Genomic DNA, 12,553 nt, shown 5'->3' on the forward strand with positions numbered 1-12,553 from the left:
TTGTTCCCCTTAAGCCGTCATCAACTTTTTCCATTGCTGATAGGCTGCACGCATCCCTGTTTCAGCACTGACATCACTTTTTAAACCATCTTCAGTTTTCACTTCACCCGGTAAACCTCGGTTCAACATGATCCAAAGATCTTCACCCGCTGCAGCGCCTTTTTGCACACGCTCCCAAGCTTCAGCATCATCTGGCGTACCAAATCCAAACGGACCTTGGAAATGTTCATGTAAACGTAAACGGTATTGGTTGGCGATTTGTGGTCCGCCATCCATAGTAATCACGGAGTGGTGAATTTCCGTTTTATCAACCGAAATGGGTTGCATGACGCGGAAAAATGCCATTGAGCAAGCGATATTCGGGAACAGGTTTAAGTTAAAACCCGAACCACCGACTGCACGCACAATACGACGGACTTCGAGTTCTGCATGTCCTTCATCACGAAGTGCTTGCGCTAAATCTTCAAAGCGCTCCTGAATTGGACGTTCCATTAATTCTTCGTCTAAATCGACCAATTCTGGAATCATCACCATCACACTGTGACCATTGCCCAAGTCTTCGACATAACCCGGCTGATTTTCAAAGTTGAACAACTCTTCGGTTTTTTCATCGACCGAATTTAAGAACGACTTGTGTACCAATGGGAAGTGATAGGCATCAGTGGTATTTTCCAGCTGGATTTTCCAGTTGCCCGGAAAGGTAAAACGGTGCTCACCCAAGACTTTGACTGGATAACCCGCACCTTGTTTCATGAATAAATCAATCCACTTTTTCGCAGGCCCGAGGAATTGCTCTAGAGGTTCTACATCATGGTTGAATGACGCGAAAATCATGCCGTTGTATTCTTCAACACGTAAGCTGACCAAAGGCAATTCAGATTTATCCAAACATTCGCCATAACTTTCTGGTGAAGGCACACCACGCAATGTGCCGTCTAAAGCATAGCTCCAGCCATGGTATGGACAGACAAAACTGTTGGTTTTACCTTTTTTATGTTCACAGACAGTGGCAGCACGGTGACGGCAACGATTCAGCAGTACATGAACTTTTTTCTTACGGTCACGAACTGCGACTACAGGTTGTTTACCTATATTGATGGTTTTATAACTACCTGCTTCAGGAATTTCACTGGCATGTGCCACCCAAACCCACGTGCTATAAAAAATCTTTTCCATTTCTTCATCAAAGATGCGTTCATCTTTATATAAAGAGGTATGTGCGCGGTCATGCTGTACAAGACTTTCGTAATCCACACCAATATTGAGGGTCGAAATCAAACCGTTCATTTCAATAATCCTTTTAAAATTTCAAATTTAATGCTTGTTGGGAACAGGCAGTTCAGCTTCGCTGTGCCAATGGGAAACTGGGCGACTGAAGATATTTTCAGTTTGAAAATGCTTGATTTTCCAATGGCCATTCGCCTGCTGCACAAACTTCACCGTAAGTTTGGCGCTATTTAAATGACTGCGCCCATCGCGGAAGGTTGAGGTTTGCAACATTAGCCAGCTTGCACAGGCCTGTTGCTGTTGTATTTCCATTTGTTCCGAACTGACAAAATGGGCATTCATGACAAAGTGGGATTGCTGCTGGGTATAGCTTTTGAACATGTCGTAAATGGCTTGCCATGAGTCGTAACGCCCCAAGCTTTTTGCATATTTTTCACCAATGCCTTCCCAAATACATTCGTCATCAAAAAGTGCCATGAGTTCATCCAAATTGGTGTTTGGATTCAGCTCATCACAAATTTCCATATAACGATTGAGACAGTTCCGAATGGCATTCTGTGCTTCCAACTGCTCTATACGGGCCAAAATACTTGCCAAGTTCACTGTGTCATCCATGCCATGCACCTTAACGCTGAATAATCAATTCACGCCCAACACGCGCTTCAATCTTGCAGTATTTCCATAATTTAAATGGACCCTCGCCAACCACCGTTGTACGCAATAAATTACACGCTGCATGCACGGTTTCAATGTTGGGTACATCCGCTAAAAGATAAGTCGTCCACGGCCAACCTGAGCTTGGTCCAACCATGCTTTGGTCATCATCGAGATTGCCAAATACATGTACGCCTGGCAGATCATGAATACCGTTCCACATCTCGCCAAATGCCGCCCAAACTGCTTTTGCTTCTTCTGGCGTTGCATCAAAAAAATTCTGATTAATGCCCATGCAGAACAACACTCGTAAGCTTTTTTTCGCGTCCATCTTGATTTCCTTTATCCAAATTTAAACTTATAAATAGCCTGGGCTTGGTTTTAAGCCAAAACTGATTGAGCCTGCATTTTGTAATGTGGCATCGCCCATAAAGGCATGCTGAGTCACCACATTGGTGTCATTCACAAATCGGCTAAATGGGTTATGGGTATAAATGGCGGTCATACCTGCCAGCATTTGCATTTTGCGCGTGACTTTGGCACATACCCGAGCCGCATGTGTGCAAGCCAAACGCATATCACTGATCTGTTGCGTCGTTGCCACGCGTCCTGCTGCAACTTCATGCCAAACAATATCCATGGTTTGGTAGAACCATGCTTTGGCCGCCTGAAATTCAGCTTCTGCTTGGGCAAATTCATATTGCGTTACAGGACGGTTGGCAATTTCTGCACCACCTGTAATCGAGGCTTTACCGGGTGCCAAAATTTGAAATTCTTCCAGTGCAGCCGCTGCAACCCCAATACCGACAACCGTCAGCACTTGGGTCGCTAGGGAAAGCGATGGGTATTTAAAGAAAGGTTCCGGTAATTTCGAAGGTTCGCCGCGAACAAATGTCCAGTGTTTTTCGACCAGCACATCTTGCACCACCAAATCATGACTACCTGTGCCTTTTAAACCCACAGTATCCCAAGTCATTTCAATTTTGGCTTTGTGGGCAGGCATCACCGCCATACGGGGTAAACCCTGCATTTCATTATTTTTAAGCGGTGCAATACCTACACCAATAATGTCTGCCCCCATGCAGCCACTGGAGAATTTCCAACGGCCATTCACCATTACCCCGTCATCGGTGATTTCGGCCGGTTGTGGTGGAAAAATCCCGCCGGCAAATACCACATCAGGGCCATCTTTATACAGTTCTTCCAACGTTGTTTCTGGCAGGCTACCTAAATAGGCAGGACTCATGCCAAAACTCGCGACCCAACCCACCGAACCATCGGCTTTTGAGAGTGTTTCAATCAACTCGCAAAACTCGCGTGGCGAAACCTCATCTCCACCAAAGCGTTTAGGCACTAAGGCACGATATACCCCTATCTGCTTGAGCTTCTCAATGATGTCCTGACTGACAAATGCTTGATTATCAAACTCACCTGTACAGGCTCTGGTTCTAATTTCTTTGCATAAAGCATCTAATTCTGCTGCTTTATCTTGTGACACAAACTCCATTTTAGATAAATGATTCATTACCTAACTCCTTGTAATCTCTTTGTTTTAGCTCGCAATAAACTTTGCGATTGCACATAATTGTTCGTCGTGTTGCTGCTTACAAATAATTTGTAATCCCACCGGTAAACCTGCTTCCGTTTCTAAAGGAATGGAAATCGCAGGATGCCCCGACACATTAAAAGGACGGACCAGACTGGTTAAATTCAAAAATGCGACGGTATTTTCAGCATCTTGAACTTTGGGGGGAATTTGCGGCAGGGTCGGTAGGATTAAGGCATCATAACGATCCAATAAGGCATTAATTTCTTGGGTAAACTGCTCTTTTACCCGTTGTGCTTGCTGAACCTGTTCTAAGCTGGTTGCCGCCGCTTTTAGTAAACGTGAATTCACATCGGCACCAATCAGTCCAGTCTGGGTTAATGCGCCATAAGCCTGCCAGTTTTCATAATTGATAATCTGCATGCCCGCGTCATAAGCCGCTTGAAAAGACTCAACATTTTCACGTGCTAATCCCAGATTGCGTTTGGCCATAAAATCTTCGATACAGCTCCAAACTACATCGCTTGCAGCCACATTCAAAAAAGCCAGTTTAGGCGACTGCGGTACTTGAGCTAAGGGAATAAAACTGGGATCGATAATCTGCATGGCGGTTTCAAGCATGTCGACAGAATTGGCAAAAGGCCCGACACAATCCAAACTGCTCGAAGCAGGATGTACCCCCTGACGGCTCACACGCCCAAAAGTCGGTTTTAAGCCATATACCCCGCAGCATGCTGCCGGCATACGAATAGAACCCCCAGTATCGGTACCTAAGGTGAAATCCGCCAAATGTGCTGCAACCGCCGCTGCCGAGCCACTAGATGACCCGCCTGGAATCAGTTCTGGATATTTAGGATTGGTTGGTGTACCAAACGCATGATTGATTCCCGTAATGCCAAAAGCCAATTCATGTAAATTGGTTTTGGCGATGATTTGGCAATCCGCTTTGAGAATATGCTCAATCACCTCGGCATTGTGTTCCGCAGGTGGTGTATCCAAACACGCTTGACTGCCGGAAATGGTTTTAAAGCCTTGAATATCTATCGTGTCTTTGATCATAACTTTCAATTTCCCCTGACCCAGAGAAATTGATTGCGCTACAATATTCATTCACTTTTCCATGTATTTTTATTACTTAATCTAGATATAGGAAATTTATATGTAATTGTCAAGTAAATTTTCCAATAGTTGTCGAGGCAACACACAAAATTTTGTTTATAATAGAATTATCGATTTTTACTAAGTTACTGCTTAGCCATGCTGAACCATTTAGAACAATTTTTACCGAATAACGAACCTGAAAGTATTAGAAATTTCCCTTTTTTCTGGATTTCTCAAGTGAATGGTAAATATTCCCAACTTATTGAAAAATCAATTAAAAAACTGGGCATTGACAACACTCGTCGTAAAATCATTTTGAGTACCAACGCCTTAGGTGAAGCAAGCATTACCGACATTGCCAACCTCTCCACCCTAAAACTGACCACAGCCACTAAAGCCGTGTATCGTTTAGTCGAGGACGGTATTGTTGAAGTGTTTTCTTCAACCACGGATGAACGTATTTCCATGGTGAAACTGACAGATAAGGGCTTGTCTTTGGTGGAACAGATTAACCAAATTAGTGCCGTGACTTTAGCGGGGATTCTGAATGCCTTTTCGGAAGAAGAGTTACATACACTGAATCATCAATTAAAAAAGCTGTTTGAATTGATGCCTTCTAGCTAAACGCTACTGACGATTGTCCTCAGCAGTGGTAAATCCACTGCTGTTTATCTGCTAATCTTTTCATTTTATTATTATTTTTATCTCATTTAAATTTTTCTTCCAGCTTCCCGTTCATTCCATTTTCCCCTTCTGTCTTCAATCAATGCGGCTTAAACATACTTCGTGGGTATTTTTAAATACTCAAAAGGTAATGGAATTTTACATATAAAAAGAAAATAATTATTCAAGCATCTATGGTCGGCTCAAACTTAATTCTGCATTTAAATGCGATTTCCGATTCAAAAAATATGCTTGAGCCATTCTTAGCACGATCGATCTGAATCAAATCTAATCCTCTATTGCCTTCAATAGAGCGAACAACATCTATTCAGAAATTTTCACCGCACATCAAATTATAAAAGGGACAACATATGGACAATGTAGAAGTCTATGTAGAAAAGGCGGAACATAAAAAAACTCATCTCTATTCATGGTATGTGGTCATACTGTGTATGCTCGCCTATATTTTTTCGTTTATCGACAGACAAATCTTAGCGCTCATGATTGAGCCGATTAAAGCAGATTTGCTGTTAACCGATACCCAGTTTAGTTTATTACATGGTCTTGCCTTCTCATTGTTTTATGCTTTTATGGGATTGCCTCTGGCTTATATTGCAGACCGCTTCTCACGTCCCAAACTCATCTCGATTGGTATTATTGTCTGGAGCTTGGCAACAGCTGCATGTGGCATGAGTAAAAATTTTATTCAACTGTTTTTATGTCGTATGGGGGTTGGGGTTGGAGAAGCAGCGCTTTCGCCTGCGGCTTATTCCATGTTTAGTGACATGTTCAGTAAAGATAAGTTAGGCCGTGCCGTCGGGATCTATTCTGTAGGTGCCTTTTTAGGGGGCGGCATTGCCTTCTTGGTCGGTGGTTATGTGATTAAACTGCTAAAAGGTGCCACGCTGATACAAGTTCCACTTTTGGGTGCAATGAAAGCTTGGCAAGTGGCATTTTTGGTGGTCGGTTTACCGGGTATTTTTATTGGCTTGCTGTTTATATTGACGGTACGTGATCCAGAACGTAAAGGACAACGCTTAAATGCCTATGGTCATGTAGAAAAAGGCGAATTTAAACAATGTTTACAATTCATGCGTAAACATAGCAAAACCATTACTTGTCATTATTTAGGCTTCACTTTCTATGCCATGGCACTTTACAGCCTGACCAGTTGGACACCTGCATTTTACATTCGTAAATTCTCACTTTCCCCGACTGAAACAGGCTATATGCTCGGCACCATCATGCTGGTTGCCAACACCTTAGGGGTGTTCTGCGCGGGCTGGTTAAATGACTGGTTGATTAAAAAAGGCAAACAAAATGCCCCGATGCTCACAGGTGTGATTGGCATTCTTGGATTAATTATTCCTATCTCTCTTTTCACCCAGATCAATCATTTAGGTATTTCTATTGCCCTTTTGGTTCCTGCGATGTTCTTTGCTTCATTCCCTTTGGTGATTTCTGCCACTGCCCTACAAATGCTGGCACCAAATCAGTTCCGTGCGCGTCTCTCTGCTATTTTCCTGCTGGTAAGTAATTTGATTGGTCTCGGCATTGGTACAACATTAGTCGCAATTTTGACCGATAAATACTTTGGCAATCCGCTCATGGTCGGTTCTTCATTGTCAATGATTGGTGGTGTCTCTTGTGTATTCGCTCTGATTTTACTGATCAAGGGCTGCAAGTTTTTTGATCAGAGCATTCAACTCGAAAAATCACATTAATCCCTAACCCCACTGATGCATTTAAGGTCTTTCCCCGCTCTTTTGGGGAAGACACCCTCTTATGGTTTAGATAAGCGTACACGCCTGTTATCGCGTTCGCACATTGGAAATGGAATATGCCAATCACACCACAGTTTAGACAACGCACGCTTGCGATCTCTACCCTTGTTATTCTTAATAGTTTTTACAGTTCTAGTGTATTTGCTGCCGAACCTGATGCAACAGATGAATGGAAATTTACCTTAAGAAATGCCTATATTGACCGTGACTTTGACAATGCCAGTATTCGAGATACTGGAAGCTGGTCACAAGCCGCTTCGCTTTTTTTCAAATCACGCATGTTCGATACCCCACTTCATCTCGCTGATCGCCCGATTACAATTGGTGCGGATGCCTCCGTGCAGTATGCCGTTCGTTTAAGTTCCGATAAACATGTTCCCGACTCCATTCTACCTTTTGACAAAGCCAGTCAGTCACAAGCTTCAGACTTTCTGAAATATGGTGAAACGCTTAAACTCGGTTATGCTCATTCTTTATTACGTGTGGGTGAGCTTTGGTTAGACCTCCCTGTGACCTCGGTAGACACCAGTCGTCAACTGTTAACATCCTATTGGGGGACGAACCTTAGGTCACAATGGACGGATCAATTCCAGACCGAAATTGGTCGTGTAGAAAAAGTTTCCCCGCGCAATGAAGAAGATTTTCGTAAATTTTCCTACACTACAAAAGGGCTCACCCATTATTCAGATGGTTTAAATTATCTCGATTTGCGCTATCAATTTAGTCCAAGCCTTAAAGGTGAATACTATTTTGGCAATCTGGAAGATCTTTATAATACGCACTATGCCAGTCTAGAACATACATGGAAACAACCGAGTTTTTCGATTAATTCCAAGCTGAAGTATTTCAATGCTAAAGATCACAATGATTCGCTCACTGTAGATGCACAAAACATTGGCGTGCTGGAAACGCTCAAAGTCAGCAATCACGCTGTGGGGCTGGGCTATCAACAGATCATTGGGGATTCAGCTTATCCACTGTTGGATGGCTACTTACCAGAAACCTATTTTATTAACTGGAATGTCACCGGCTTTGCCAAACAAGATGAAAAATCATATCACTTTATCTATAGCTATGATTTTAAGAATTTTGTCCCGGGTTTAACTGGCGCTGTAAAATATGTCTATGGTCATGATTTCAAGTCAGCAACAGGTGCAGACAATCGTGAAACTGAAGCCAATTACGTGCTGAATTACGCATTGCAACAACCCTATCTAAAAGGCATCAGCCTGCAATACATTCATATTGACTATGACGTGAAATATGGCAATGATTTTGCCGAAGACCGTATTTTTGTGAATTACATGAAAAAATTCTAAGCTGTATTGGTGTCTTGTATTACACAATGCCTCATCCTTATGAGGCATTGGTTTGGTATGACATCCCGTTATAAATTCAGGTTTTTGGAAATATTTTCGCTACGATAAATCTCTTCAATACAATCCAGTATTTTAGGAATATAACTGCTCTGGTCCATATTACGTATAGATAAGGAAATCGGACTATAGGCTTGCTGATCGAGAATATCGAGATAGGCGACATTTTTCATCCCAATATCACAGGCACTTTCCGGAATAAGACACACGCCCTCTCCCGATGCAACCAAACCCAAAGCCATATGAATTTCGCGTACCTCTGTCCATTTGGTTGGAATTAAACCCAATTGCGTAAACATGGCCTGAATCGTGGTAGAAAAATTCGGCTTAGGCGTATTCGGATAAGAAAATAAGGTTTCATTCACCAACTGCGATAAATACACTCCAGTTTCCTGATAGGCATTTAAAGGGTGCTTTTTATAGATCGCCAGTTTTAATTTTTCTTTACGCAATAAAATTCGCTTGATGGCAGGATCACTAATCGGTAAGCGACCAAAACCAATATCAATTTTACCCAGTTTTAAGGCTTCAACCTGATCTCTGGTACTGCATTCCAGCAATTCCACCTGAATCTCAGGATTTTTCTGCCTGAATAAATAAATAATTTGCGGCAAAAGCCCATACAGTAACGAACTGACATAGCCAATTTTGACCGTGGTATTCACGGCATTGATCTTTTTAATCATGCTAGTTGCTTGTGCAGCATGCGTTAAAATTTGTACTGCATGCTGATAAAAATATAAGCCGGCTTCAGTGGCTTTTAACGGTCGAGAACCTTTTTCAAACAGATCGATCCCAAGTTCTTCTTCTAGTTTTTTAATTTGGCGAGTTAACGGGGGCTGTGCAATAAACAATTTTTCAGCCGCTTTGGTAATACTTTGCTCTTCAACCACAGTCACAAAATATCGTAAATGTCTTAGTTCCATTAACATACCTTTTTAGTATTTAAAAATACCAGTCCATAACTATTTTAGGGTATTACATTCTTCTATCGTATACAAACAAGTTCGAAACAGTTGAAACTTCATGTATAAAAACATAGAAACTATACTCGTGGATATTCCAACGATCCGAGCGCATCAACTGTCAGTAACGACGATGCGTACACAAACCTTAGTCCTCGTAAAAATCACCACCACTGATGGTATTGTCGGTTGGGGTGAAGCAACCACTATTGGTGGTTTAAGCTATGGCGAAGAAAGCCCTGAAAGTGTCAAAGCCAATATTGAAACTTATTTTGCGCCATTACTGACTTCAATAAAAAATCTTAATGTCGCACAAACCTTAAAACTCATTCGTAAAAATATTAATGGCAACCGCTTTGCCAAATGTGCCGTACAAACTGCCTTACTTGATATTCAGGCGAAACGTCTTGGGCTGCCTATTAGCGAACTACTAGGTGGACGCCTACGGAACAGCCTGCCTGTACTCTGGACACTGGCGTCTGGTGATACCGAAACGGATATCGCCGAAGCAGAAAAAATGATTGCCTTGAAACGTCATAATGCCTTCAAGCTCAAAATTGGTTCACGCCCTTTACAGCAAGATGTGGAACATGTCATTGCCATTAAAAAAGCTCTCGGTGCCGACATTAGCGTACGCGTCGATGTGAACCGTGCGTGGTCAGAACTGGAATGTATTCGTGGTATTCAACAGTTACAGGACGGTGGTATTGACCTGATTGAACAGCCCTGTGCCATTCAAAATACTGATGCATTAGCCCGTTTAACTGAACGTTTTGACGTGGCGATTATGGCGGATGAAGCCCTAACTGGTCCTGATAGCGCCTATCGCATTGCCAAAAGTCATGGTGCAGATGTGTTTGCAGTCAAAATCGAACAATCTGGCGGTCTACTCGAAGCCTGTGAAGTCGCCAAAATTGCAGGATTGGCTGGCATTGATTTATACGGTGGCACCATGTTGGAAGGTCCAATTGGCACAATTGCTTCGGCTCACGCTTTTGCCACCTTCGAGACACTGGCTTTCGGGACTGAATTATTTGGACCACTGCTTTTGACTGAAGACATCTTAAAAACCCCGCTTCGCTATGAAAATTTTGAGTTGCATTTACCTACAGGTGCAGGTTTAGGCATTGAAATTGATGAAGACAAAATTGAACGACTCCGTCGTAAAGACAAGGAAGCTGTAAATGTTATTTCACGTACGCATGGACGTGCATATTCCGCTTGATATGCCACTTGAAAAAGTCAATGAAATTAAAGCGGTTGAAAAAGCCTATTCACAGGAATTACAACGTTCTGGGAAATGGCGACACATCTGGCGTGTGACAGGTCAGTACTCCAATATCAGCATTTTTGATGTTGAGAGTAATGAAGAGTTGCATAACATTTTACAAGGATTACCGCTGTATCCCTTTATGAAGATTGAAGTGATGGCATTGAATCGTCATCCCTCTTCCATCCGTGAGGATGATTCATAGAATCTGAATCACCATTAATCTGTATTTTAAACATAACAAGGACTGTGGCATTAAAACCAAGTAGCTAAATCAATAGCCAATAATAATGCCATCCATAATCTACATACTTCAGGAGTTATAGTATGAACCGTCAACAAATTGATGCTCTCGTTAAACAAATGAATGTCGACACCGCACAAGGACCTGTCGATGCACGCATTCAACAAATTATTGTGCGCCTGCTGGGTGATCTGTTCCAAGCCATTGAAGATTTGGATATTCAAGCTTCAGAAGTTTGGAAAGGGTTGGAATATTTTACCGATGCTGGTCAAGCCAACGAATTGGGCTTATTGGCCGCAGGTTTAGGTCTAGAGCATTATTTAGATTTACGTGCCGATGAAGCCGATGCCAAAGCCGGTGTAACGGGTGGCACGCCACGCACCATTGAAGGACCATTATATGTAGCGGGTGCGCCTGAAACTGTTGGTTTTGCACGTATGGATGATGGCAGTGAATCGGACCAGATTGATACCTTAATTATTGAAGGCATTGTCCGTGATGCGGATGGGCAGATCATTGAAAATGCCAAAGTAGAAATGTGGCATGCCAACAGCATGGGTAATTATTCTTTCTTTGATAAGTCGCAATCTGAGTTTAATTTGCGTCGTACGATTTTGACCGATGCGGAAGGTCAATATACCGCTTTAACCACCATGCCTGTGGGTTATGGTTGCCCGCCTGAAGGTACGACGCAAGCCGTGTTAAATAAACTTGGTCGTCATGGTAACCGCCCTTCTCATGTACATTATTTTGTTTCTGCACCTGGTTTCCGTAAGCTCACCACTCAATTCAACATTGAAGGTGACCAATACCTTTGGGATGACTTTGCTTTTGCAACTCGCGATGGCTTGGTGGCAACTGCGGTCGATGTGACTGACCCTGCTGAAATTCAACGTCGTGGTTTAGACAAACCGTTTAAACACATCACTTTTAATATTGAACTGGTAAAAGAGGTGGCTTCTGCCCCTTCAACTGAAGTTGATCGTCGTCGTGCGGTGGCATAACACCTAAAAATTTAAACTTGAATGAGCTAAGGCATTACTTAGCTCATTCCATTCAGTTTCTAGATAGCGCTGCAATTTTTTAATTTCTTCATCCTCTTTTCGACATTTGATATTTGCACGAATGAAGCAGATCCGAAATCCATGTATGGGTGCTTTATATGATCAATAAATCCTCGACTTCCGTTCACGAAATTTTATCCCAAATCACCGATGGTTCAACCATCATGATCGGTGGTTTTGGTACAGCAGGCCAACCCGCTGAACTCATTGACGGGCTGATCAAGCTTGGACGTAAAGACCTGACCATTGTCAGCAACAACGCCGGCAATGGCGATTATGGCCTGGCGAAACTGTTAAAAGCCGGTGCCGTCAAAAAAGTCATCTGTTCATTCCCACGTCAATCCGACTCTTGGGTCTTCGATGAACTCTATCGTGCAGGCAAAATCGAATTAGAACTGGTGCCTCAAGGTAACCTCGCATGCCGTATTCAAGCCGCAGGCATGGGACTTGGGGCAGTCTTCACGCCAACTGGCTTTGGTACCTTATTGGCCGAAGGCAAAGAAACCCGTCATATCGACGGTAAAGATTATGTCTTGGAATATCCAATCAAAGCCGACTTTGCTTTGATTAAAGCACAGCAAGGCGACCGCTGGGGCAATCTGGTCTATCGTAAATCGGCACGGAACTTTGGCCCAATCATGGCCATGGCTGCCAATGTC

At 42.8% G+C, this 12,553-nt stretch carries 13 protein-coding genes; 7 read left to right on the forward strand and 6 right to left on the reverse strand.

The window, feature by feature from the left end:
- Positions 1-9 precede the first annotated feature (9 nt).
- The 5 genes from AC6CHI_RS12580 to AC6CHI_RS12600 are packed head-to-tail and all read right to left on the reverse strand — an operon-like array spanning position 10 to position 4,537.
- The gene (locus AC6CHI_RS12580; RefSeq protein ID WP_498121632.1) at positions 10-1,287 is read right to left on the reverse strand and encodes an aromatic ring-hydroxylating oxygenase subunit alpha; all 1,278 of its coding nucleotides are present in this window, start codon (positions 1,285-1,287) and stop codon (positions 10-12) included.
- Positions 1,288-1,314: 27 nt separating this feature from the next.
- Entirely contained in the window at positions 1,315-1,842 is a 528-nt protein-coding gene (locus tag AC6CHI_RS12585) for a nuclear transport factor 2 family protein (RefSeq protein ID WP_498121634.1), read from the reverse strand.
- A 10-nt stretch (positions 1,843-1,852) separates the two neighbouring features.
- Positions 1,853-2,212 carry an IacB protein gene (locus AC6CHI_RS12590; protein ID WP_458892860.1) on the reverse strand — a complete coding sequence of 120 codons (360 nt, stop codon included), beginning with the start codon at positions 2,210-2,212 and terminating at the stop codon, positions 1,853-1,855.
- Between the two features lie 27 nt (positions 2,213-2,239).
- Positions 2,240-3,388: an acyl-CoA dehydrogenase family protein gene (locus AC6CHI_RS12595; protein WP_458892879.1), complete on the reverse strand. Its 1,149-nt coding sequence runs from the start codon at positions 3,386-3,388 to the stop codon at positions 2,240-2,242.
- A 45-nt stretch (positions 3,389-3,433) separates the two neighbouring features.
- The gene (locus AC6CHI_RS12600) at positions 3,434-4,537 is read right to left on the reverse strand and encodes an amidase (RefSeq protein WP_498121635.1); all 1,104 of its coding nucleotides are present in this window, start codon (positions 4,535-4,537) and stop codon (positions 3,434-3,436) included.
- A gap of 147 nt (positions 4,538-4,684) precedes the next feature.
- On the opposite strand from AC6CHI_RS12600, the gene AC6CHI_RS12605 reads away from it, so the two are divergent.
- From AC6CHI_RS12605 to AC6CHI_RS12615, 3 genes are all read left to right on the forward strand, one after another.
- Entirely contained in the window at positions 4,685-5,152 is a 468-nt protein-coding gene (locus AC6CHI_RS12605) for a MarR family winged helix-turn-helix transcriptional regulator (protein ID WP_458892862.1), read from the forward strand.
- Positions 5,153-5,562: 410 nt separating this feature from the next.
- The gene (locus tag AC6CHI_RS12610; RefSeq protein WP_458892863.1) at positions 5,563-6,915 is read left to right on the forward strand and encodes a spinster family MFS transporter; all 1,353 of its coding nucleotides are present in this window, start codon (positions 5,563-5,565) and stop codon (positions 6,913-6,915) included.
- A gap of 116 nt (positions 6,916-7,031) precedes the next feature.
- Entirely contained in the window at positions 7,032-8,294 is a 1,263-nt protein-coding gene (locus AC6CHI_RS12615; RefSeq protein WP_498121637.1) for an OprD family outer membrane porin, read from the forward strand.
- Between the two features lie 68 nt (positions 8,295-8,362).
- On the opposite strand, the gene AC6CHI_RS12620 is transcribed toward AC6CHI_RS12615, so the two are convergent.
- Positions 8,363-9,277, reverse strand: coding sequence for a LysR substrate-binding domain-containing protein (locus tag AC6CHI_RS12620; protein WP_458892865.1), 915 nt, complete (start codon positions 9,275-9,277; stop codon positions 8,363-8,365).
- A gap of 100 nt (positions 9,278-9,377) precedes the next feature.
- Here AC6CHI_RS12620 and AC6CHI_RS12625 point away from each other — a divergent pair, with 100 nt between their 5' ends.
- The 4 genes from AC6CHI_RS12625 to AC6CHI_RS12640 all read left to right on the forward strand — a co-directional run.
- The gene (locus AC6CHI_RS12625) at positions 9,378-10,541 is read left to right on the forward strand and encodes a muconate/chloromuconate family cycloisomerase (RefSeq protein WP_458892866.1); all 1,164 of its coding nucleotides are present in this window, start codon (positions 9,378-9,380) and stop codon (positions 10,539-10,541) included.
- Positions 10,501-10,791, forward strand: coding sequence for a muconolactone Delta-isomerase (catC, locus tag AC6CHI_RS12630; RefSeq protein WP_458892867.1), 291 nt, complete (start codon positions 10,501-10,503; stop codon positions 10,789-10,791). Before AC6CHI_RS12625 ends, catC begins: the two co-directional genes overlap by 41 nt.
- A gap of 122 nt (positions 10,792-10,913) precedes the next feature.
- Complete coding sequence (catA, locus tag AC6CHI_RS12635; protein ID WP_498121638.1) at positions 10,914-11,834, forward strand: catechol 1,2-dioxygenase; 921 nt, start codon at positions 10,914-10,916, stop codon at positions 11,832-11,834.
- 158 nt (positions 11,835-11,992) lie between these two features.
- Positions 11,993-12,553 (forward strand): 3-oxoacid CoA-transferase subunit A (locus tag AC6CHI_RS12640; RefSeq protein ID WP_498121639.1); only part of this gene is annotated, 561 nt, incomplete at its 3' end.

Source organism: Acinetobacter sp. GQ146 (assembly GCF_059758585.1).